Annotated in this window: 22 protein-coding genes; 19 read left to right on the forward strand and 3 right to left on the reverse strand. The window is 35.6% G+C overall.

Annotated elements, in window-relative coordinates; translation table 11 throughout:
• Positions 1 to 123 precede the first annotated feature (123 nt).
• The 4 genes from M1R53_RS02640 (at position 124) to M1R53_RS02655 (ending at position 3,837) form a co-directional block, all read left to right on the forward strand.
• Complete coding sequence (locus tag M1R53_RS02640; RefSeq protein ID WP_070598646.1) at positions 124 to 876, forward strand: ECF transporter S component; 753 nt, start codon at positions 124 to 126, stop codon at positions 874 to 876.
• A 2-nt stretch (positions 877 to 878) separates the two neighbouring features.
• Positions 879 to 1,655, forward strand: a complete 777-nt coding sequence (locus M1R53_RS02645) for a type III pantothenate kinase (RefSeq protein WP_070598645.1) — start codon at positions 879 to 881, stop codon at positions 1,653 to 1,655.
• Positions 1,648 to 2,625, forward strand: a complete 978-nt coding sequence (gene dusB / locus M1R53_RS02650) for a tRNA dihydrouridine synthase DusB (protein ID WP_249242973.1) — start codon at positions 1,648 to 1,650, stop codon at positions 2,623 to 2,625. The genes M1R53_RS02645 and dusB overlap by 8 nt, the downstream gene beginning before the upstream one ends.
• Positions 2,626 to 2,718: 93 nt before the next feature.
• The gene (locus M1R53_RS02655) at positions 2,719 to 3,837 is read left to right on the forward strand and encodes a phosphodiester glycosidase family protein (protein WP_249242974.1); all 1,119 of its coding nucleotides are present in this window, start codon (positions 2,719 to 2,721) and stop codon (positions 3,835 to 3,837) included.
• Positions 3,838 to 3,944: 107 nt separating this feature from the next.
• On the opposite strand, the gene M1R53_RS02660 is transcribed toward M1R53_RS02655, so the two are convergent.
• From M1R53_RS02660 to M1R53_RS02670, 3 genes are read right to left on the reverse strand one after another with little or no spacing between them, the layout of a single operon-like run.
• Positions 3,945 to 5,357: an ABC transporter permease gene (locus M1R53_RS02660; protein ID WP_249242975.1), complete on the reverse strand. Its 1,413-nt coding sequence runs from the start codon at positions 5,355 to 5,357 to the stop codon at positions 3,945 to 3,947.
• Complete coding sequence (locus M1R53_RS02665; protein WP_249242976.1) at positions 5,347 to 7,515, reverse strand: COG1361 S-layer family protein; 2,169 nt, start codon at positions 7,513 to 7,515, stop codon at positions 5,347 to 5,349. The genes M1R53_RS02660 and M1R53_RS02665 overlap by 11 nt, the downstream gene beginning before the upstream one ends.
• Positions 7,499 to 8,224, reverse strand: a complete 726-nt coding sequence (locus M1R53_RS02670) for an ABC transporter ATP-binding protein (RefSeq protein ID WP_283162610.1) — start codon at positions 8,222 to 8,224, stop codon at positions 7,499 to 7,501. The genes M1R53_RS02665 and M1R53_RS02670 overlap by 17 nt, the downstream gene beginning before the upstream one ends.
• Before the next feature lie 213 nt (positions 8,225 to 8,437).
• On the opposite strand from M1R53_RS02670, the gene M1R53_RS02675 reads away from it, so the two are divergent.
• The 15 genes from M1R53_RS02675 to cbiB all read left to right on the forward strand — a co-directional run bounded on the left by M1R53_RS02675 (position 8,438) and on the right by cbiB (position 24,168).
• Positions 8,438 to 10,453 carry a heavy metal translocating P-type ATPase gene (locus M1R53_RS02675; RefSeq protein WP_249242977.1) on the forward strand — a complete coding sequence of 672 codons (2,016 nt, stop codon included), beginning with the start codon at positions 8,438 to 8,440 and terminating at the stop codon, positions 10,451 to 10,453.
• Positions 10,454 to 10,573: 120 nt separating this feature from the next.
• Complete coding sequence (gene map / locus M1R53_RS02680) at positions 10,574 to 11,332, forward strand: type I methionyl aminopeptidase (protein WP_019214592.1); 759 nt, start codon at positions 10,574 to 10,576, stop codon at positions 11,330 to 11,332.
• Complete coding sequence (locus M1R53_RS02685; RefSeq protein WP_249242978.1) at positions 11,333 to 12,685, forward strand: MATE family efflux transporter; 1,353 nt, start codon at positions 11,333 to 11,335, stop codon at positions 12,683 to 12,685. It begins immediately after the preceding gene.
• Positions 12,682 to 13,020: a DUF1667 domain-containing protein gene (locus M1R53_RS02690; RefSeq protein ID WP_249242979.1), complete on the forward strand. Its 339-nt coding sequence runs from the start codon at positions 12,682 to 12,684 to the stop codon at positions 13,018 to 13,020. Before M1R53_RS02685 ends, M1R53_RS02690 begins: the two co-directional genes overlap by 4 nt.
• A gap of 8 nt (positions 13,021 to 13,028) precedes the next feature.
• Entirely contained in the window at positions 13,029 to 13,769 is a 741-nt protein-coding gene (locus M1R53_RS02695) for a peptidylprolyl isomerase (protein ID WP_249242980.1), read from the forward strand.
• A gap of 10 nt (positions 13,770 to 13,779) precedes the next feature.
• Positions 13,780 to 15,162, forward strand: coding sequence for an asparagine--tRNA ligase (asnS, locus tag M1R53_RS02700; protein WP_249242981.1), 1,383 nt, complete (start codon positions 13,780 to 13,782; stop codon positions 15,160 to 15,162).
• Between the two features lie 9 nt (positions 15,163 to 15,171).
• Positions 15,172 to 17,583 carry a leucine--tRNA ligase gene (gene leuS, locus M1R53_RS02705; protein WP_249242982.1) on the forward strand — a complete coding sequence of 804 codons (2,412 nt, stop codon included), beginning with the start codon at positions 15,172 to 15,174 and terminating at the stop codon, positions 17,581 to 17,583.
• A gap of 94 nt (positions 17,584 to 17,677) precedes the next feature.
• Positions 17,678 to 18,706, forward strand: a complete 1,029-nt coding sequence (locus M1R53_RS02710) for a hypothetical protein (protein ID WP_019214598.1) — start codon at positions 17,678 to 17,680, stop codon at positions 18,704 to 18,706.
• 142 nt (positions 18,707 to 18,848) lie between these two features.
• Positions 18,849 to 19,148 (forward strand): DUF2089 family protein, encoded by a 300-nt coding sequence (locus M1R53_RS02715; RefSeq protein WP_019214599.1) that lies wholly within the window; start codon positions 18,849 to 18,851, stop codon positions 19,146 to 19,148.
• A 441-nt stretch (positions 19,149 to 19,589) separates the two neighbouring features.
• A complete protein-coding gene (locus M1R53_RS02720) occupies positions 19,590 to 19,874 on the forward strand; it encodes a glutaredoxin domain-containing protein (protein ID WP_019214601.1) in 285 nt (94 codons plus the stop codon).
• An 87-nt stretch (positions 19,875 to 19,961) separates the two neighbouring features.
• Positions 19,962 to 20,639, forward strand: a complete 678-nt coding sequence (locus M1R53_RS02725) for a response regulator transcription factor (protein ID WP_249242983.1) — start codon at positions 19,962 to 19,964, stop codon at positions 20,637 to 20,639.
• Positions 20,629 to 21,978 carry a sensor histidine kinase gene (locus M1R53_RS02730; RefSeq protein WP_249242984.1) on the forward strand — a complete coding sequence of 450 codons (1,350 nt, stop codon included), beginning with the start codon at positions 20,629 to 20,631 and terminating at the stop codon, positions 21,976 to 21,978. The genes M1R53_RS02725 and M1R53_RS02730 overlap by 11 nt, the downstream gene beginning before the upstream one ends.
• A gap of 2 nt (positions 21,979 to 21,980) precedes the next feature.
• The gene (locus M1R53_RS02735; RefSeq protein WP_249242985.1) at positions 21,981 to 22,388 is read left to right on the forward strand and encodes a hypothetical protein; all 408 of its coding nucleotides are present in this window, start codon (positions 21,981 to 21,983) and stop codon (positions 22,386 to 22,388) included.
• Positions 22,389 to 23,228, forward strand: a complete 840-nt coding sequence (locus M1R53_RS02740; protein ID WP_249242986.1) for a cobyric acid synthase — start codon at positions 22,389 to 22,391, stop codon at positions 23,226 to 23,228.
• Complete coding sequence (cbiB, locus tag M1R53_RS02745; RefSeq protein ID WP_249242987.1) at positions 23,209 to 24,168, forward strand: adenosylcobinamide-phosphate synthase CbiB; 960 nt, start codon at positions 23,209 to 23,211, stop codon at positions 24,166 to 24,168. The genes M1R53_RS02740 and cbiB overlap by 20 nt, the downstream gene beginning before the upstream one ends.
• Positions 24,169 to 24,343: the final 175 nt, after the last annotated feature.

Here is a 24,343-nt window from a genome sequence, read left to right on the forward strand (position 1 = left end):
GCCAAGATATATTGGCATTTTTTATGTATTAAGCATAAATCATTGCAATGGATTTGTCTTTGTGCTATAATATTTAGCGTAAATCAAACGGTATCCTTAGTGAACCGGAATGGAGGTAATTTAATGAACATGAGCAAGAACTCGAAAAGAGTCGCTTTCGCAGCTATTTACATAGCTATAGTACTATTATTTGCATTTACACCGATAGGCTTCGTGCCAGTTGGTCTAACTAATGCAACAACACTACATATACCAGTTATATTGGCGGGCATACTAGAAGGTCCACTTATTGGGGCCATTGTTGGTTTTGTTTTTGGAATAACAAGCATAATCAATGCAATAATCAAGCCAAATCCTATATCACTAGTATTTTTAAATCCAATTATAGCTGTTGTGCCAAGAATTTTGATAGGATTAGTATCTGGTCTTGTCTTTAAATTTATGAACAAAAGAGATGAAAAAACAAATAAGGCAATCACTTTAACAGTATTTGCACTAATTTTTATCTATTATTTAAGATGGGTCATCCTTTTTATCGCAAGTCCTGAGATTAAAGTCATAAACAAGCTAGTTAACGTAGGATTTTTATTAATTACGCTAATGATACTCATCTTTATCATTAAAGGCTCAAAAAAGTATAGACTTGATCTAGTAGTGCCAGCATTTATTGGGACGCTTGCAAACACTGGACTTGTATTATCATTTATGTATTTAATTTATGGAAGCTTCATTGAAGGAGCGCTTGGACTAGAAGCAGGCGCTGCAAAGGGCTATATACTTGCAATTGCAACAACAAACGCAATACCTGAGCTCATCATAGCGATTGTGGCTGTGACAGTAATCGCTTCAAGAGTATTATCAATTGAGAGGAGATAATTATGCTATTAGCAATGGATGTCGGCAATACTAACATAGTTTTAGGCTTGTTCGACGATAATAATATGATAGAAAGCTTTAGACTATCCACAGATAAGGATAAAACTTTGGATGAATATGGCATTATTTTTCATGATTTTTTGAATTTTGCAAAAGTTGATGCAAAAGAAGTGAATGCAGCCATCATCTCATCGGTTGTGCCTCCTGTGACAGGACCACTTATTGATTCAATTAAAAAATATTTTAATGTTGATGCTGAACTTGTTGGCAAAAACTTAAAGACAAAGATCAACATTGTCATGGATAATCCAAAGGAGGTTGGCTCAGATAACATAGTAAACTCAGTAGCTGTAAGAGCCATCACAAATAAACCAGCTATAGTCATAGACCTAGGTACAGCAAATACTTATCACTACTTAAATGAAAAAGGTGACTACCTTGGAGGCATCATCACACCAGGCTTTAAGATATCGATGGACGCTCTATCCGAGAGAACATCAAAGCTTCCGCGCGTTGAGCTTGAAATGCCTGAGCACGTTCTTGGCAAAAATACTGTTGAGAGCATTAAAAGCGGTATTATGAACTCAAAAATCGGTGAGATGGACTACATTATAAAAAAGATTTTGGAAGAGATAGGTAAGACTAAGGAGGAGCTTCTAATCGTTGCAACTGGTGGACTTTCAGAAAAAGTTGCCAAATACAGCGAATATGTTAATTTAATCGAGCCAAATCTAACTCTTCTAGGTCTTTACGAAATATATAAGATGAATCATGCTTAAAATATCGAATTTTGAAATAAAAAATTCATTAGTCTTAGCACCGATGGCAGGTTTTACTGACTATGCATTTAGGCATATAGCTTGTGAACTTGGTGCTGGCATGACAGTCTCTGAGATGGTTAATGTCAAAGGCCTTGTTCATGATGACAAAAAAACTTTAGATTTAACTAAGAGAATAAAAGATGAAGCCATATATGCAGTACAAATTTTTGGAAGCAATGAAGATGACTATAAAAGAGCGATAGAGGAGCATCTAAACGCTATGGACGCGGGCATCATAGACATCAACATGGGCTGCCCTATGCCAAAAATTACGAAAAATGGCGATGGCAGTGCGCTTCTAAGAGATACAGAAAAAGTATATAAGGTAGTCAAAGCTGCAAAAAGTGCTTCAGCTAAACCAATTACCGTAAAAATACGTATTGGCTGGGACGATGATAACTTAAATGGCGTAGAGAATGCTAAGGCGATAGAAGAGGCAGGAGCAGATGCAATCACCGTTCACGGAAGGACTAGAGAAGCCTTCTACACAGGAAGCGCTAATTGGGATTACATCAAAAAGATTGTAGACGCAGTTGATATACCAGTCATTGCCAATGGCGATGTGGCGAGTCTTGATGATTACAAGAAGATACTTGAAGTGACAGGTGCAAGTGGAGTTGCCATAGGCAGAGGAGCGCTTGCAAATCCATTTTTATTTAAAGAGATAGACAGCTACTTAAAAGGCGAAGAGTATATTTCGGAAGAATACCAAAAGATAGACGTCGCACTAAGGCACATGGACTTAGATCTAGAGCTATATCCCAAGGAGCTATTAAAAAACAATATGAAGAAGCAGCTCTTACAGTACATCAAGGGACTAAGAAACGCTGCAAAAGTTAAGAACGCCATCTGCGAGAGCAAAGACTTTGATGAGATATATGAAATTTTATTAAAGTATAGAGAATATTTAAAAGATAATATTGAGTAATAATATATGCCAAGAGAAATCTTGGCTTTTCTCTTGCAATTATTTTCTATTTCTTATATAATAGAATAAAGTAAACGAAGAGGGGTAGATTTTATGAAGAAGAAAATATTCGCACTAGGCATGGCTATAATGCTTTTAGCTAGTCAAGTGAATATACTTGCCAAAACTGAGGTAAAACAAGTTAAGCTTAGAAATAGAAGCTGCAATGTAATTACTGTTACATCTGATAATACTACTGCTTTTAAGGTAGTTAAGCCAAATATGAAGCAAGTTGGTGTTACGAATTTTAAAAATTTTATTGCTTCATATAAGCCAAGAGCAGCGATAAACGCAAATTATTTTGAAGCGTACAAGGGCGGATTTTACCCTTATGGAACGCAAATGACTGAGGGCAAAATGATAAACATGTCAGGTAATCACGCGAGTCTACTTGTTTTTGATAAAAATAAATTTAAGATAGTACAAGGCTTTCTTCGTTACAATGGTTTTCTTGATGGACAAAGAGAAAATGACTGGATAAATAAAAAAGCAAACACTTTTGAAATTTGGAATGTAAATGGCAATCTAACAAGCGAAAAGACTGCTTACGTATACAATTCACACAGAAACGCTCCTACTAAGTTTGGCGGTGGAACTGTCATAGAAGTTGTTGATAATAAAGTAAGTAAAGTATATAAATCATCTGAGAACATGGTTTTGCCAAAGAATGGCTACATAATTTATTATGGTAAAGAAGCTTGTGACGATAAATACATTAATGATAGATTCCAAGAGGGAAGAACAGTTGAACTTGAATTAGTTTTGTCAAAGAAAACTAACGATGGCTTCGTGACTGAAACTGAGTTTGATTACAATGGAGAAAAAATTTCATATACAAAAGTTACTGAGATAATATCAGCTGGACCACTACTAATAGAAAACTCTAAGAGCGTGTACGAAACTTATGTTAAAGGCATGGAAGCGAAGATGACAACTGGCGCAGGAGCAAGAACACTAATAGGTATCAATAAATCAAATCAATTAGTCATGGTAACTACTTCAGGAACTATGGCGCAAGTCACAGGTATAATGCAAGACCTTGGCTGCACAGATGCTTTTAACCTTGATGGAGGTGCATCGAGCGCTATGTATGCTAACGGCAAGTACTTTAGAAATGCAGGTAGAGCGCTTAATACAGTATTTTTAGTACAAGATGTAAAGCCAGCTAAATAATTAAAGAAAAAATAATTTATTAAAAACATGGCGATGGCTTAGTCCATCGCCTTTACTATGCAAAAAAAGAGTGGGCATTAATTTGCTCACTCTTTTCTGATTTATATTTAGTTTTGTCTCATCGCTTCAAGTGCACTTAGCTTAGTTGCTTTCTTAGCAGGGAAGTAACCTGATACTATACCTATAAGTGCTGAGAAGACAAGGGATGCTAGTGCAAGCCAAACTGGTATGATTGACATCTTTAACTGAGATGGATCAAAGTCTGGTGAGAAGCCTCCTCCTGACATATTTCCTGCAAAACCATATTTCACGCCCAAGTAGTTTAAGAGTGTGCTTATCGCGTAGCTGAGGACTATACCTACCAAGCCACCAAGTAGACCGATGAAGGCTGATTCAGTTAAAAACATTTTCTTTATATCAGAGACGCTCGCACCTATAACCTTCATGACACCAATCTCTTTTGTTCTTTCATATATACTCATGACCATGGTGTTCGAGATACCGATAGCTGCGACTAGTAATGATACGGCACCGATGCCGCCAAGTATTAGTCTTTGTGTTTTAGATGAGTTATTGATTTCGACTAAGATATCGTTAAGCGAGCGAGGCTTAAGTCCCATCGCTTCGATTTGCTCTTGAACAATTTGAACATTGTCAACGTTATCGACCTTTACCTTGATGTTATTGTATTTATTGTCTTTATCTTCACGTCCGCCCATCATATATCCGCCATACATATTTTGATTGGCACCAGATTGTAATTTTTTGGCATCTTTTTTAATTTTTCTTAAATATTCTATCGGCATGACGATGTAATAATTATTTTCATAGTCGTCATCTCTAAATACACCAACTGCTTCGATAGGATATTTTACATTAGGCTTATTAGGCTCAGTACTTTGACCTTCTGGATCGTAGCTACCACCTGTATCTAAAGTAAGAAACATCTTAGTTGTAAGTGGATCTCTTTCTTGATCCTTCGAAGGACCGTTCATACGAGGCCTTTGCGGATTGCTTAGCCATCTAAGAACATCTCTTCCCATGACAACTTTGTTCATATCGCCTTCTTGAAGAAGTCTACCGCTATCTAGCTTTATATCAAATTTAGCGTACTCAGCAGGGTCTACACCGACTATTGAAGCATATCCTTGTAAATTTTTTACATTTATCTTCGCGTCAAATTGTTCAGTTGCTAAAACCGCATCAACATGAGGAATTTTTTTAAGCTGCTCAACGGTTGCATCATCAAGCTTAGCGACTTTATCAGTTTTTTTCTTCTTCTGATTGCCATCTTCATCCATATCGCCGCCATATCTATTAGCAGGGTAGATGTCAATCTGAGTTAAAGATCCCGCTGAAGCAAGTTGCTTTTTAGTTGAGTCTGTCATACCAAAGCCTAAGGATATCATCATGATGATGGATATAGAACCAATAACTACACCTAATACTGTTAAGAAGGTTCTTAATTTACGTCTATTAAGATTTCTTAAACTCATCAATATTAGATCTTTAGTCTTCATCTATCTTCAAATCCTTTTCTTTCTTTTTATTTTTAAGCTTTTTAAATACTACAAAGCCTATAGCTCCTAAAATTACAAGTGCCACTGGAATTATAAATAAAGGTTTTTTATACCAAGGAGCTTCTCCCATAGCTCCATCTGGCATTGGCATGCCGTCTGGTCCAGCGTTTTCATCTACTGGAGGAGCCTCTTCAACAGTTATATTGATATCTTCTTCTTTTTCTTTTACTTCACCAGTTGAGTCCTCATAAGTAAATTTAAGCTTACCTTTTATTTCACCTGGTTCATTTGGCATGATTGAGCCTTCATAAACGTCTTGTCCACCAGAGTTAAAGTTACCGATATAGTATGTGCCATTGTTAACAGTAGCATTATCAGCAGTTAGAGTTACTTTGAAGTTATATAGAGTAACCTTACCTGTGTTATAGAAATTTGCAGTAATTGGAATACTATCTCCAACCATGGCGTTTGTTTGATAATTTATTGGGTCTATATCAAGTTTTGATTCTTGATAAACTGGTACGCCAATGTTTTCACTTGATTTGTACTCGTTATTTTCATCGTCTTCATATTCAAAATTAGCTGTGATATTGTAAGTTTTTGCTGTTGCATCTGGAACGACAAACATTTTGATAGTTTTTTCAACTTTGCCGCTCGGAGCAATTCTACCGATATAGAATGTATTTGAACTATCAACAGGAGTGAATACTGATGAGCCAGCTGTGTTTGAGTCGCTTTTACTTGTGTCTTGACTTGTTAGGTCTATCTTAATATTCTTAACAGCTTTTTTAGCGTTTGTATTGTAGAATGATAGATTCATTTCAAATTCATTTCCAGCAAGTGGAAGTTTTGGCTCAAATTCGTATCTGTCAATGATTAGCTTAGGAGTTGATTTCTTAGCATCTTTGCCATCGCCAACATTTTCAGGATTATTTAAGAAAATGCCAACAATTTGTTCAACAGTTTTTGGTTCTTTGCCTTCAGTAAAATCATCAAGATATTCTATCTTAATATTGATAGGATAGTTCTTAGTCGAGCCGCCCTTTGTTGTAAAGAACTTGTAGCTAACTGTTTCTTCTTCGCCAGGAGCTAGATCTCTAACAAGTATGTCTGATACTGTTCTTGACACAACGCCCGATGGGTCATCGCTCTTAGCGCTTGCTCTGATCCTCTTAGCAACGGATTGACCTTGGTTTCTGATTTTAAAGCTTACATCGAATGTTTTGTTTACGCCAAGTGTTGCTGAAGGGAATTTTAAGTCTTGTATAATTAATTGTGAGTCTTGTGAAGCATCTCCGCCAATATTGATAAAGGCAGTTGTTTCTTCTTTGATTGGCTCTTTATTGAATTCACTTTCATAGCTTAGGTCAGTTTTTATCTCATAAGAACCAAATTTAGCAGTTTTTGCTACATTTAATTCATAGTATAAATAAATTTTCTTTCCTGATTCTATAGTTTTAACTTTTTGAGTAGTAGTGCCGCCTTTAACTGATAAGCCAGCTGCAGCAAGACCAGATATGTTTAATTCAACATTTTTAGCTAAAACATCGGAAATATTTTCAATTTCATAACCAAAGGCTACATAAGAGCCAGGAACTACGTTTGCTTCTGGAAGTATGTCAACTCTAGTAATTTTTAGCTGAGCTTTGTTTTGGCTGCCTCCGTTAACTCTTACATAAGCTTCACCCTCAACCTTAACAGGTGCACCATCACTAGCACCTCTGCGCTTTGCTTTACCAACAAGGCTAATCCTATAAGTACCTGCTTCTGCACTTTGTGGGATTCTAACTCTTACTTCAGCACCATTCATTCCGCCATATGAGTTAATAACATAGCAGTTATTGGGGCTATCGCTAGTAGCTCTTACTGAATAGATTTCATAATCACCAGCATAATTGTAATATCTACGATAACCAGGATTATCTTGTTCAAAATATATTGTAGTTTCATCACCAGGTTTTAATTCTTCAGTAGATGTTGATACCAAAAATAAATCATCCTCAACTACTGATGGCTCTGTGCTTGGTGGTGTTTGTGCACCTGGATTGGATGGGTTAGTTGGTTTACTTGGATTAGTAGGGCTACCCGCATACATATTTACACTCAAGGTGCTTATCATCATTATAGCAATTAATAAAATGCTAAATATCTTCTTCACTTAATTGTGCCTCCTTTTTATCTGTGTTCATCTCGTCTTTCTCAATCAGTCCGTCACGCACGTGAACTATCCTGTCCGAGTAGACTGCTGTTTCTAAGTCATGAGTTACTATGATAAGCGTTTGCTTGTCTTTTTTCGTCATAGTAGTCATTAGTTCCATAATCTCGACACTAGTCTTAGTATCAAGGTTACCTGTTGGTTCGTCTGCAAAGACTATCTTCGGTTTGTTTACAAAAGCTCTAGCTATACTTACTCTTTGCTGTTGACCACCACTCATCTCGCTTGGTTTGTGCTTCATTCTATCCTTTAGGCCTACCTTTTCGAGTAGATACGCGCTTCGTTCATCTCTTTCTTTTTTAGAAATGCCTTTAAATATTAAACCTAAACCTACATTTTCAAGTGCAGTTAGGGTAGGGATGAGGTTATACGACTGAAACACAAAACCAATGTTTAGCTGCCTAAACTTAGTTAGGTCATCCTCATTAAGATTCTCAATGTGTATGCCGCCGACAATTATCTCTCCCGACGTTGGCTTTTCAAGTCCAGCCATCATATTTAAAAGAGTAGATTTACCTGAACCAGATGGTCCAACAATGCATATCGCTTGCTCCTTATATAGAGTGAGGTCTATGCCTTTAAGTACAAGAAGACTTTCTTTACCGATCTTAAATGCTTTTTTTAATTTTTTTAGTTCGATAATTTCTTGCATGTTTCCTCCTTTATTATATATCTTGATTATAACATATAGAATCTAATAAATGTATACAAAAGTGTTAAAATAAATAAAAATATTTTAAAAAAAGTCTTGCATTTTAAATTAATTTGTGTTATATTATTATTAACATATAAATATATGTTTATGTGTTCATATTTATATATGGATGCAAAATAAAAATATTATAAAAATATATAGGAGGCGGCCATGGAAAAATTAATTTTAAATGGACTTAATTGCGCTAATTGCGCACAAAAGATAGAAAGTTTTGCAAAAAATCAAAAGTCTGTTGAAAGCGCAAGCTTAGACTTTATCAATTCTATTTTAACGATTGAGATGAAAGACGAAGCTGATGCTGAAAGCACTTTAAGAGAAATTACAAAATATGTTAATGACTTAGAGCCAGATGTTTTAGTTACACGCGGTGAAGCTGAGAGCGAAGAAGAGGAAGAAGGCTTTTCAAAAATATTTTTACTTAGGATAGCTTTATCACTTCTAGGACTTGCGGCATATTTATTCATTGACAGCCCATATAAGATGGTCTTTTTTGGACTATCATACATCATTATTTCATACGATATAATCATACACGGTGTTAAAGGTGCTCTTCGTGGCATACTTGCTGAAGAATTCTTGATGACGGTAGCAACAGTCGGCGCTATATTTATAGGCGAGTATCTAGAAGCGGTTTTAGTTGCACTTTTATATCAAATTGGTGAAATCATTAGTGACATTGCAGTTGACAAGTCAAAAGATAAAATTAAAGAGCTTATAGTTAAGACTCCAGTTTTTGCTACTCTTATTAATAATGGCAAAGAAATTCAAAGCGAACCATCTGAAGTAGCTGTTGGCTCTAAGATTATAGTTCGTGAGGGCGAGTCCATCGCCATAGACGGCATAGTCGTTGAAGGAAACGCAAAAGTTGATAACGCTCACATAAGCGGCGAGTCAGAACCAGTTTATGTAGATATCAATAGTGAGGTTTACTCAGGCGCTATAGTTAAGGAAGGCTACTTAATTATAGAAACTACTAAACTTGCTAAAAATTCGACAGCAGCTAGAATACAAGAACTTGTTAGAATCTCACAAAGCGATAAAGCTAATCTTGAGACAAGCGTTTCAAAATTTGCAAGAGTTTATACACCAATTGTCGTTTTCATCGCAGCACTTATTGCGCTTCTTGCACCAGTACTAAAAATAATGCCTCTTAAGGAAGCTCTTCACACTTGCTTTGCCTTTCTAATAGTTTCGTGCCCATGCGCAATCATCATTTCAGTACCACTAGCATATTTCTCTGGTATAGGTAAGATGAGCAAGAACGGTATTCTTTTCAAAGGAACAAAATACCTAGATCAATTTAGAAATATAAAAACTTTCTGCTTTGATAAGACTGGTACTTTAACTAGCGGTAAATTTAAACTAGTTCGTGTTGAAGCTATAGACATGGATGAAGAAAAGGCTCTTCACCTAGCTAGACTTGCTGAGTATCATTCAAAGCATCCTATAGCAAGTGCTATACTTGATAGTAGAGAGACAATAGGCAAAGAAGAGATAATTTCTTACACAAGCCTTAAGAATGGTGTTGCAGCTGAAACAAAATTTGGCAGCGTTAAGGTTATTACAAGTGAAAAGGAAAGTGAATACAAAGTTCTTGACACTTATCTTGACGATAAACTTATCGGTCATCTATATATAGAAGATGAAATTAAGGACGAGACTAAGAAACTTCTTAGTGAATTAAAAGAAAGAAATGTTAAGCCAGTTATGCTTACAGGCGATACTAAGATATATGCTGAGAAAGTTGCTCATGACTTAGGTATAGATTCATTCGAGGCAGAACTACTTCCTCAGGATAAGATAAAGTTTTTTGAGAAAGAGCAAGGTAAGGACGGTTTGGTAGCTTTTGTTGGTGACGGTATCAATGACTCGCCAGTTATTAAGAGAGCAGACATCGGTCTAAGCATGGGAGCACTTGGCTCAGACGCAGCCATAGAAGCATCGGATATAGTTATCATGGACGACAGAATTGAAAAGATAGTAAACATTTTCGATACATCGCACTTTGTTAATAAAATTATAAAAGAAAACTTATTTTTCACTGGTTTTGTTAAGGCGGCCATCATCATACTAGCTTTGTTCATACAATTACCTCTATGGTTAGCGGTTTTTGGCGATGTTGGCGTAACACTTATATCAGTTATAAACACACTAAGAATTAGATAATTTAATAAAATATTTAAGAAGTTCACAGTTAAGAGATAAATTCTCTATATGACTGTGAACTTCTTGACATATTGGCGTAAAATATATATAATAATAGAATAGACTTAAAAGGAGTGTTATATGATTTATTTAAAGACAAAGGATCAAATTAATAAAATGATTGATGCAGGCAAGATACTTATCAGCGTGCATCACGCCTTGAGAGACAAGGTTAAAGAGGGCGTAACAACTATGGAGTTAAACGATTTTGTTGATAATTTCATAGTAAGTCAAGGCGCTTATCCAGAGCAAAAAGGATACGAAGGTTTTCCTTATGCTATATGCGCATCAGTTAATGACGAGATATGCCACGGTTTTCCAAGCAAGGACGTAATTCTTAAGAATGGCGACATCATCTCCATCGATATGGTTGTTAATTACAAAGGATGGATGGCTGATTCATGTTGGTCATATCCAGTAGGAAAACTTTCTGAAGAGGATCAAAAACTTTTTGATCACACAAGAGAGGCAATGTACAAAGCCATCAGCATAGTTGATGAAAACGTTAGGATAGGCGAGATTGGTAAGTGCATCGAAGCTTTTACTAAACCAAAGGGATATTCAATAGTAAAAGAATTTATTGGTCATGGTATTGGCAAGAACATGCATGAAGACCCACAAGTTTTTCATTATGATGCTGGTATAAAAGGGCCAAGAATAGTTAAGGGCATGGCATTTACGATTGAGCCAATGATTTGTATGGGCTCAGCAGCTATGAAACTTGACAAGAACGGTTGGACTGCTAGAACAAAAGATGGTAGCAAATGCGTTCAATTCGAGCATACTTTAGCTTTAACTGACAACGGAGTAATAATTACGACTGATCAAGGAGATGTTTAGATGAGAGATACGAGAGACTTAACACAAGGAGAAATATCACCAATACTATTTAAACTTGCAATTCCTTTGATGGGTACCTCGCTCTTGCAAATGTCATATCAAATCACAGACATGTTCTGGCTTGGCAAAGTTGGTACACAGGCGGTTGCGGCCGTCGGCATAGTTGGTCAATACCTTTGGCTGATTAGCTCACTAATAATACTGTGCCAAGTTGGACTATCTGTTGGTGTTTCACAAAGCTTTGGTAAATCAGATTTAGAAAAAACTAAAGATTATATAAGCGGCGGTTTTAGATTAGGCCTTATAATTGCCATGACGATCACAGCTATATTTATAATTTTTCACAATGAGCTCATAGGACTATATTCATTCAAAGAGGGTGACGCAGCTGTTCAAGAGCTAGCAAGTGAATACATGGTAGCAATTGCCTTTGGTTTAGGATTTATGTTCTTAAATCCACTCTTTGCAGCAACATTTAATAGCATGGGTAACAGCAAGACGCCATTTATGATAAGCTCAATCGGTTTATTAGTAAACATGGTTTTAGACCCAGTCTTTATATTTGTATTTCACATGGGAGCTATGGGTACAGCAATCGCCTCAGTTATAGCAACTTTAGTAATATTCTTAATATATATTTACATAGGCTTTAAAAATGATTTAATTTATGTTAGAGTGAATTATCTTAAAAAAGTGCCAAGTGAAATAACAAATCACATACTTAAACTTGGCATACCAATGACGCTTATGGAAGCGTGTCACGCAGCGGTATCTATGGTATTAACAGGCTATTTAACAAAGCTTGGTGCTTATGCAGTTTCAGCTATGTCGATAGGCTCGCAGATAGAGTCAATATCTTGGATGACAGCAAATGGCTTCTCAGTTGCAAACACAGCTTTCACTGGACAAAACTTTGGTAAAGGTACTTATGACAGGATAGTTCTTGGTTTTAAGAAATCCATGAGAATTATGGCAACTCTTGGAACAGCTACATCTCTATTACTTATAGTATTTGCAACTCCGATATTCTCAGCGTTTTTACCAAATGACCCAGTTGCGATGCAGGCTGGAGCTGATTACTTAAGAATACTTGGCTATTCACAATTATTCATGGTTATAGAGATAGGCGTAACAGGATTTTTCAATGGCATAGGTAGAACGAAGGAGCCATCATACTCTGGAGTTATACTAAATTTAATGCGTATACCATTTGCAATATTCTTTATGAAATACTATGGACTAGATGGCGTTTGGATAGCAATTTCACTATCGTCAATATTAAAGGGGATAGTTGCTTATGTTTGGTTTAAGATTATACTTAAAAAAGAGATAGAACCGAGGGTGATAGCATGATGGTACAATGCGTCTGCTGCCCAGTTTGCTGCAGAATAAAAATTGATGGCGAAGAAATTTCTGGTAATCGCTGCGGAAGAGGATATAATTACGCAAAAAGCCTTCTTCAAGAAGAGGACGACTACGTTTATGGCAAGATTAGGATAGATAGTCTGATGGTTTCAGGTCTGCCAGTAAAAACTGATAAAAAAGTGAAGAAAATTTATCATCAAGCAATATTAAAAGAAATATTTAATTTGCGAGCAAAGGCACCTATAAACGTAGGTGATGTAATAAAGAAAAATATTTTAGGCTTGGATGTAAATATAGTTAGCCAAAAAAGAATACTTAAGTAGGAGGAATTATGAAAAAGATAATTTTATTATTATTAATGATGGCTATGTGCTTTAGTTTAACTGCATGTAGCAAAAAAAATGACAATGGTGGTGAGGGAGAAATGAAAAAAGAAAGAAGCGAAAGCGAAGTAACTACAGATGATGCAGAACTTGTTCAACTACAAAATCCTAAAGCAGGTGACAAGGTAGCAACTATAAAGACAAATAAGGGCGAAATCAAGGTAAAATTATTTCCTGAAGTAGCTCCAAAGGCAGTAGAGAACTTTACTAAGCACGCAGAAGATAAATATTATGACAATTTAATCTTCCATAGAGTTATAAATGGTTTTATGATTCAAGGCGGCGACCCAAATGGTAACGGAACTGGCGGAGAAAGCATATTTGGCGGACCATTTGAAGATGAATTTGATATAAATACAAGAAACTTCAGAGGCGCTCTATGCATGGCCAATGCTGGTCCTAACACTAACGGATCACAATTCTTTATCGTACAAGGCCAAGCTGTTCAAGATGATATCATTAAGCAAATGGAAGAAGCTGGTGAAGAAAAAGGATATCCAAAGGCTGTTGTTGACGCTTACAAAAAGATCGGCGGAGCATTCTGGCTTGATTATAAGCACACAGTATTTGGCGAAGTATATGAGGGTATGGACGTTGTTGACGAGATTGCAAAATCACAAGTTAACGAAAACGACAAACCTCTAGAAGACGTTGTAATTGAAAGTATTACAGTAGAAGATTATAAATAGGAGTGAGGGTATGGATATTAGAGAACTTTATAAGAGCTACAAGGAGCTTGACGGAAAAACTGTTGAGGTTCAAGCTTGGATAAAAAATTTAAGAGCACAAAAAGAATTTGGTTTTATCGAAATTAATGATGGATCCTTCTTTAGTAGTGTTCAAGTTGTTTATGATAACACACTAGAAAACTTTGAAAGAGTTTCAAAGCTATATCTAAGCGCATCAATCAGAGTAAAGGGCAAGCTAGTTCTTACACCAAACAATAAACAGGCTTTTGAGATAAAGGCAGAAGAGATTGAAGTCTTAGGTGATTCAACAGCTGATTACCCACTACAAAATAAGAGACACTCTATGGAATTCTTAAGAAGCATAGCTCACTTAAGACCAAGAGCTAACCTATTTAGAGCAGCTTATAGAATTAGATCACTAGCAGCCTTTGCTATACACAAATTTTTCAACGAACAAGACTTCATTTATGTGCACACACCAATACTTACAGCATCAGATGCTGAAGGCGCAGGAGAAATGTTCCAAGTAACTACACTTGACATAGATAATCCGCCAAGAACAGAAGATGGTGCAGTTGACTACAGCAAAGACTTTTTTGATAAGCCAACACATTTAACAGTATCAGGTCAATTAGAGGGCGAAACATTTGCCATGGCTTTCTCAAAAATATATACATTTGGACCAACATTTAGAGCAGAAAATTCAAATACAACTAGACATGCGGCAGAATTTTGGATGATAGAGCCAGAGATGGCATTCATGGATAACAATCAAAACATGGATGTAGCTGAAGCAATGCTTAAATACGTAATTAACTATGTTATGGAAAATGCCAAGGAAGAAATTGATTTTTGCAATCAATTCGTTGACAAAGGTCTAATCGATAGACTAAATCACGTTAGAAACTCTAATTTTGAAAGAGTTACTTACACTAGAGCTATAGAAATATTAAAAGAACATGAAGAAAAATTTGATGTTAAAGTTGAGTGGGGCATGGACCTACAAACTGAACACGAAAGATATTTAACTGAACAAATATTTAAAAAACCAATCTTCGTAACTGATTATCCAAAGGACATCAAGGCATTCTATATGAAGCTCAACCCAGACAATAAGACAGTTGCTGCTATGGACTGCTTAGTTCCTGGAATTGGCGAGATTGTTGGCGGTTCACAAAGAGAAGAAGACTATGCTAAACTTGAAAAGAGAATAAATGAGCTAGGACTTGATATGGACTCATACACTTGGTATATGGATCTAAGAAAATATGGCAGCGTAGTTCACTCTGGTTATGGTCTTGGTTTTGAAAGACTTATCATGTATATAACTGGTATTGAAAATATCAGAGACGTCCTACCATTCCCAAGAACAGTTCATCACTGTGAATTCTAGGAGGACACTATGAAAGAATATAACCATAAAGATATAGAAGGCAAGTGGCAAAAGATTTGGGCAGACAATAAAGCGTTTCATGCAGAAAACGATTCAGACAAGCCAAAATACTTTTTGATGGTTGAGTTCCCATATCCATCAGGAGAGGGTCTACACGTTGGTCACCCAAGGAGCTATACAGCACTTGATATAGTTGCTAGAAAGAGAAGACTTGAGGGATACAACGTTTTGTACCCAATGGGCTGGGATGCTTTTGGACTACCAACAGAAAATTATGCCATAAAGCACAAAATGAATCCAAAGGATGTTACTAAGAGAAATGTTGCTCACTTCAAGCATCAATTAACATCACTAGGACTTTCATTTGACTGGGACAGAGAGATAAACACAACTGATCCAGAATATTACAAGTGGACTCAATGGATATTTATACAATTATTCAAAAAAGGTCTTGCTTATAAAAAGGAAATGAATATTAACTGGTGCCCAAGCTGTAAGATTGGTCTTGCAAACGAAGAAGTTATTCAAGGACACTGCGAAAGATGCGGCCATACAGTAGAACACAGAGTTAAGACTCAATGGATGCTAGCTATAACTAAGTATGCTGACAGACTTATAGATGACCTTGACACAGTTGATTTCATCGAAAGAGTTAAGACACAACAAGTTAACTGGATAGGCAGAAGCCACGGTATGGAGCTTGATTTTGATATAGATGAAGTAGATGACAAGCTAAAAGTTTATACAACTAGACCAGATACCATCTTTGGTGTATCATACATGGTTATCTCACCAGAGCATCCGCTTATAGAAAAGTATAAAGATATTATCAAAAATATTGACGAAGTTCATGAATATCAAAATAAGGCAAAATTAAAATCTGATTTTGAAAGAACTGAGCTTGTTAAAGAAAAAACTGGCGTTAAGATTGATGGACTTACAGCAATTAACCCAGCTAATGGAGAAAAAATTGCCATATACGTATCAGACTACGTATTAATGACTTATGGCACAGGCGCAATCATGGCAGTACCTGGTCATGATCAAAGAGATTATGATTTTGCAAAAGCCTTTGGAGAAGAGATTAAGGAAGTTATTTCTGGTGGCGATATCAGTAAAGAAGCTTATACTGATACACAAAAAGGCATTTTAGTTAACTCAGACTTTTTAAATGGTCTTTCAGTTGACGAAGCAAAGAAAAAAATAATTAAATATTTTGAAGATAAAAAAGTAGGCGTAGTTAAGACAAACTACAAGCTAAGAGACTGGGTATTCTCAAGACAAAGATATTGGGGAGAGCCTATCCCTATGGTATACTGCGAAAAATGCGGTTGGGTGCCACTTAATGAAGAGGATCTGCCATTAACATTACCAGACGTTGAAGCGTACGAACCAACAGATACAGGTGAGTCACCTCTAGCTAAGATTGATAGCTTTGTTAATACAACTTGTCCTCATTGCGGCGGCCCTGCTAAGAGAGAGACAGATACTATGCCTAACTGGGCTGGATCAAGCTGGTACTTCTTAAGATATACTGATCCAAAGTGCAGTACAGCACCAGCATCTATGGATGCACTTAAGTACTGGATGCCAGTTGATTGGTACAACGGAGGTATGGAGCACACTACACTTCATTTACTTTACTCAAGATTTTGGAATAAATTCTTATACGACATCGGCGTAGTGCCAACAAGCGAACCATATCAAAAGAGAACATCACATGGTATGCTACTTGCTCAAGACGGAGAAAAGATGAGTAAGTCAAGAGGCAACGTAATAAATACAGATGACATAGTTGAAGAGTATGGCGCAGACACACTTAGAGTTTTTGAAATGTTTATGGGCGACTACGAAAAAGTTGCTATGTGGTCAGAGACAGGTATACAAGGCTCAAGAAAGTTCCTTGAAAGAGTTTATCGTTTGATGGACATATTAAATGACGACGAAAACTATTCTAAAGACTTAGAACAAGATTTTCATATCACTATCAAAAAAGTTTCAGAAGACTTTGAAAACTTAAAGTTTAACACAGCAGTTGCTAAACTTATGGAGCTACTTAACAAAATTACTTCAAAGGGAAGCATCACAAGAAAAGAGCTTAAGACATATATCACACTTCTTTATCCAATCGCACCACACATCACAGAAGAAATCAATGAGATGGTGGGCTTCGATACAGAGCTTTATAAATCAACTTGGCCAAGCTTTGATGAGGACAAAACCATCATCAAAACTATAGAGATACCAGTTCAATTCAACGGCAAAGTTAGATATACTGTTGAGATCGATAGAGATGCCTCTGAAGACGAAGTAAAAGAAAAAGTTTATTCACACGAACTTTTTGAAAAGTCAAAGCAAGGCAAAAATATCGTTAAAGAAATATATGTAAAGAACAAAATATTTACAGTAGTAATTAAATAATTTATAAAGAAAGATCTATTAGCTTAGGTCTTTCTTTTTTCGCGCAAATATTTCTAAATGTGATATAATTATCTTAAGTAAGGAGGCGTTCAATATGAAAAAGAAAACAATAATACTTATAATCATATTGGCAATAATCTTTTTTATTAGATTTGGAGTACTTAGCTTTCCATATACAAGTGATGTGAAAGCATTTGTATATAGAGATGGTAAGTGGAGCGAATCAACTTTGCACATGGATTTAAATTATAGGCACAAGTTTTTTGCTGCCGATGAATTTACTGGTAGCATCTACATTGATGATGTAGATATAATGAAGTATTGGAAAGATTATTCAAGAATTAGCTCATCAGCTAAGAGTGGCGCTTGGAATGTTAAAGAGCTTGTGTATAACGTCAAGAATACTTATCTTGATGGTGAGTATCAAAACTCTAGCTTTAATAAAAACTATACAAAGAGCATAGGAAAGATTTATTATAAAGACTTTCTTAAGTCTATAGTGATAGCAGTTAATGATTACAAGCTTGAAAGAAAAGCTGGAATTAATTATGTCGATACAAGTGAGATGAAGCCTATCATAATTACGGCGGGCAATGTGAGCTTGGATGATATTAAGAAGATTAAAGAGAACGATATAGTTTTAGATAATGTCGATAGAGATGCTATAGATGATATTAGCATAGAAAATAATATTAAGATGCCTATATTTAAAATTGAATTGACAAGGTGGAATGAAGGCAAAGAATATGCCCTTGAAAAAGAATATAAAGACTTTGATTGGAAAGCACCAAGCTCATTCGTCTCTGATGAAGACTTTAATAAAACTTTTGATGAAGTATATGACGAAGAGTACATCAAAGAAAAGATTGCAGAGCTTGAAAACTTTAAGTCTGGCTTCGTTAACGAGGTTAAACTTAATAAAAAGTCAGCACACAAAGAAGATGATATGATACTTACAGAAGTCACTTATGATATTAAAGATGGCCAATTATACTCCGTTCTACTTATGAATAGAGGCGGTAGTGACAAGGGCTACATCGTTCAAAGCGTTTATACCATAAAGATAGATGAAGATGGCAAGCAAGAATTTATTTCGGATAAGCTTGGTATATTTAGTAAGTAATATTGATATGAAGAAAGATCTTTTATAGGTCTTTCTTTTTTGATACAATTACTATTATATAAATAAAATTAAAATAAATTTTACTATTGACTTTAATAATGTTAAATGATATACTTAATATAGTCAAAGAAGAGGTGATCTTATGGCAATAAATATTGTTCCTGAATGGATGGCAAATCTTGAAGATGAAGACATTTCTTTCATAAAAAGATTTATACTAGCATCTGGATCATTAAAAGAGATTGCAAAACAATATGATGTTACTTATCCAACGGTTAGGCTTAGGCTTGACAGGCTTATACAAAAGATACAAATTAGTGAGGATGCTGAGAGAGAGCCATACATTTCTTTAATTAAGAGATTAGCTTTGGACGATAAAATTGATTTTGAAACAGCTAAGATATTAGTTTCAGAGTATAAGAAAGAAAAAGGGGTTGATTAATATGAAAAACATTTTGACTACTATGACAATAATTTTATTTGCTTTAATATTGTCGATATTCTTACAGGTATATTTATCAAAGCAAAAAAGTAAGTATTTTGGTTTAATTCTTCCTCTAATAAGTTTTGTATTTTCTTTGATTGTATTAGCAAATTATGTAGTGCCTAATGGATTGAAAATTGGACCATTTTTAATGAGCGTTTTAGGTATATTTTTATTCGCTAATACATTTACGTTAATTTACTTAGTAATTTATTTTACATTTAAACATAAAAAGAATTCAAGTTCCGAAATTGATAAGATGAATATTAAAGATTTGTAAAGTACTTTATAAAGAAAGATCTATTAGCTTAGGTCTTTCTTTTTTCTTGACAAAAATAGCCATTACCATTACAATGAAGATAAGATAAATTGCAAATATATCTGTAAAGGAGAAATGAAATGAGTAAAGTACAAAAGAAAATAGTTTTCGGTAGCTCTATGTGTCCAGGTTGTCCACCATTTAAAAAAGTTATGGATGAATCAGGGGTACGCTTCCTATATCTAGACATAACAGAAAACCTTGCTAACATGAAAAAATTTTTAGCAGCAAGAGACAGTATGAAGGAATTTGATGAGACTAAGAGAATAGGTAACATTGGTATACCATCTCTTATACTTGGTGACAACGAAAGAGCCATCCTAGATATAGATGAGCTAAAAGATTATCTAGACAGTTTAAAATAATTATTTGGGCCTTGTTAATGCAAGGCTCTGATTACATAAAGCGTTTAAAAAGATTATTATCGGGTAAAAATTGATAGAGGTGATGATATGGGGGCTATACTTATAGCTGATGACGATGAAAATATAAGAAACGTGCTCAAGGAGTACTCAGTCATTAATGGCTATGAGGTGATCGAGGCAGTTGACGGCATCGACGCTCTTAACAAAGTTAATAATAACGATATAGACCTTATCATCTTAGATATAATGATGCCAAAGCTTGATGGTTTCTCGGCTTATAAGAGGATTAAGGAAGTAAAGGACGTGCCAGTTCTTGTTCTTAGCGCAAAAGGCGAGGAGTATGACAAGCTTTATGGATTTGAGATAGGCATCGATGATTATGTTGTCAAGCCATTTAGCCCGCGTGAAGTTATGGCGAGGGTCAAAGCTATACTTGCGAGACACACAAGTGATGCAAGGGCAAATATTTATCATAACGGCAGCTTAAAAATAGATTTTGATGCGAGAGAAGCTTATCTTAATAACAAAAAATTAGATTTAACACCAAAGGAGTATGAACTACTTGTTTATCTAGCTCAAAATGAAGGCATAGCTCTATCGCGTGAGACTATACTTGAAAATGTTTGGGGGTATGATTTCTTCGGAGACAATAGAACTGTTGATACACACATAAAGATGCTTAGAAACTCACTTGGCTCTGAGAAGGAGATAATCAGTACAGTTCGCGGCTATGGCTATAAACTGGAGAAAAAAGATGAAGAATAAATCATTATTCACAAAGTTAATCAGCTATTTTTTAATATTCACTGTGCTGATACTATCAACAATGTGGCTATTTAACATAGTTTTCTTCAAAGAGATATACACGCAAAAGAAGAGGGAGCTAATTCAAAACACTGAAAAAGAAATTTCATCTTATTCAGGAAGAGATCTCGTCTCGTTTTTAAATAGTGTTGCAAGCAAAACTAGACTCGGCATAATTATTTTCGATGAGAATGGTTTGGTCTTGTACCCAAATTATCTACTTGAGCTTGATAAGGAAGACCTTGACTTTGTTAAAAGTAATGAAGATAGTGTAGACTATATCAAAAAGCATGACGATAGAGAATACCTTGTATTTTTAAAGAGATACGAAACAGTTAACGCAAAATTATATATGAAGCTTATTGACAATCTCGATGAAGATGGCTCGGTTAAGAAGATGCTAAAGGAAGAGCTTTTATACATAAGTCTCGTTGCAATAGTTTTGGCACTTGCTCTTTCATATTTTTCAGCAAAAAAACTTACTAAGCCAATCAAAAATCTTTCAGAAGCGTCCAAATTTTTGGGCACAAAGAGCTTTTCTGTAGAAGAAGAGGGCGGCTACGAAGAGATTGAGGAGTTAAAGAAGAGCCTTGAGAGTGCAAATGAAGATTTAAAGAGGACTATGGACTTTCGTGAGAATATCATTGCCAATGTATCTCATGACTTCAAAACGCCTCTAAGCGTGATTAAGTCTTACGCTGAGATGATTAAGGACATAACAGGAGATAATAAAGAAAAGCGTGGAGAGAATCTCGACACCATCATCGCAGAGGCAGACAGACTTAACGGCATGATTAACGAGATGCTTGAAGCGTCAAAGAACGTAAGCGCCCTTGGTGAACTTGAATTAAAAAGAGTTTCGCTCGAAGCTATTTCCAAGGAGATTATAGATAAATTAAATACTGCTGAAAATAGAGAAAGAATTAAATTAGACGTAAGTGGCTCTAGTATGGTCATGGCTGATGAGAAGAAGATTAGAAGCGTTATATATAATTACTTATCAAACGCACTGAACTACTCAAATGAGGATGAGGACGTTCTTGTAAGAATAACTGAAGAAGAAAAAGGCGTTAGATACGAGGTTATTGATCACGGCATGGGCATCAAAGAAGAGGACATCAAGAGGGTTTGGGACCGCTATTACATCTCGAGCGCGAACCATGAGCTTAAAAAGTACTCGACAGGCCTCGGCTTATACATCGCACGCGAAGTGCTTTTGCTTCACAAGGCAGAGTTTGGCGTAGAGAGCAGCTACGGAAAAGGATCGAATTTTTATTTTGTATTAAAAAAGGGAGTGTAGATATGAACTTTGATTTTTTAAAAGACATGAACATTGGTAATTTCAATAAGGATGAAGCCATGAACAAGATTGGTGACATCGGTGAAGCCATCAAAACAAATACTGATTTAGCAAAGTATCAAGACCTAATTAATGATTTTTTGGACCTTGTTAAAGATTATTACAATGGCCATTATAAAGGCATTGAAAAGAAAAATATGCTATTTATCATCTCAGGGCTACTTATAGTTTTGTATCCAAATTCATACAAGCAAAACGCTTTCTTCATCATAGCGTCGAAAATATTTGGTATATCAATATTAATAAAGGCGATAAGCGAAGAAGTGGCTAAATATAGAGAATGGAAGAAAAATTTAATTTCTATAGAGACTGATTTAGGAACTATTGAATACAACGAAGAGGAATTTTAAATGGCAAAGATAATGATATACGGCACGACATCGTCCGCAGGTAAATCGACGATAGCGACTGCTATGTGCAGGTATTATAAAGATAAGGGCTACAAGGTTTGCCCGTTTAAATCGCAAAATATGTCGAGAAACTCATTTAAGCTTCAAGACGGAAAACTTATTAGTAACGCTCAAGCGATACAAGCCTACGCCGCTGGAATCAAGGCTGACGAGTACATGAACCCAATACTTCTAGTGCCATCGTCTGACACAGGTAGCGACGTCTATGTGCTTGGCAAATTATATAAGCACATGAATACAAAGGAGTATTACTCGATTAAAAAAGAGCTAAAAGCGAAAGTAAAAGAAGTTTTTGAAAAACTTGAGAAAAAATATGACATCATGATTATAGAAGGAGCCGGCTCGCCAGCTGAGATAAATCTACTTGAAGATGACTTTGTAAATACTGGCATGGCTGAACTTGCCGATACTAATGCCGTCATCGTCGCAGACATTGACAAGGGCGGCGTCTTTGCTTCAATCTATGGCACTTACATGATACTTGATGAAAAAGATAGATTAAGAATAAAGGGTTACATCATCAACAAGTTTAGAGGCGATGCGAGCCTATTAGATGAAGGCATAAAAAAACTTCATGAGCTAACTGGCCTTGACTGCCTTGGCATAGTACCATACACAAAGCTTGAGATAGCAGACGAAGACTCGCTTCACGACTACGAGAAAAAAGTCAACGCCCACATGTCAGAGCACGATGCGATGAATAACGAGATCGATAGACTCGCTAAAGTATTTGAAGAAGCCATCGATATAGATAAGTTAAATGCAATACTTGGCTTATAAACTCATCGCCATACTTATAGGCGTTTTGCTTGATTTAATCTTAGGGGACCCTTATAACTTTTTTCATCCAGTTAAAGTCATGGGCAATATTATTAGCTTTGAAGAAAAATTAATTCGAAGGACAGGGGCGAGAGGCGGCTTTTTGAAAGTACTTGGCTTAGCTGCAGTATTATTCAACATTAGCCTTGCATTTTTGTTCGGCTACTTGGCAATAATATTATTTAAAATCAATAAATATTTGTATCTAATATACACTTCATACATGGTCTATGTGTGCTTAGCCGCACGATCACTTCACTTCGAGGCAGATATGGTCGTAAAAGAGCTAGACCATTCGCTAGAAAGAGGTCGAAAGAGGCTTTCCTACATAGTTGGCCGTGACACAAGTGAATTAAGCGAAGAAGAGATACTTAAGGCAACCATCGAGACAGTCGCTGAAAATACTTCAGATGGTGTCATAGCGCCGCTTATCTACATCGCGATATATACACCACTTGGACTAGTTTATAAATTTATAAATACCATGGACTCAATGTGGGGCTACAAGAATGAAAAGTATGGTGATCTTGGTTTTTTCGCGGCAAAGATAGATGACCTAGTCAATCTAGTGCCAGCAAGATTAAGTGCGCTTCTTATATTAATCACGAACATCTTTAATAAAAATATTTTCTACGCATGCAAAACATTTTTTAAGTATAGATATGCACACGCAAGCCCAAATAGTGCCTTCCTTGAAGCGCCCATAGCAGGTCTTTTAAAAATTCGTTTAGGTGGACCACACAAATATTTTTCTAAAATTGTCGATAAACCATATATTGGCGACTTAGATGAGAAAGTGAATAAAAATGGCGTTTATTTCACCATAAAAGCGATGTATAAGGCACTTGCCTTATTGATATTAGCAATCGTAGCTATATATTTAAAATTAATATTAAAATAAAAAAATGCAGTTATGTCAAAACAATTGTTTTACATCTCTGCATTTTTTTGTAAGCTAAATTTTTAGGAAATTATTTTTGAAAAAGTATGCACATATTATATAGCTCTAATTAAGTCATGTCCGTGTTTTGAATCACAAATAATAAAATTTATAAAAATTTATTATTACACTTGAA

This window comes from Fenollaria massiliensis (assembly GCF_023347705.1).
GTDB lineage: Bacteria > Bacillota > Clostridia > Tissierellales > Peptoniphilaceae > Fenollaria > Fenollaria massiliensis.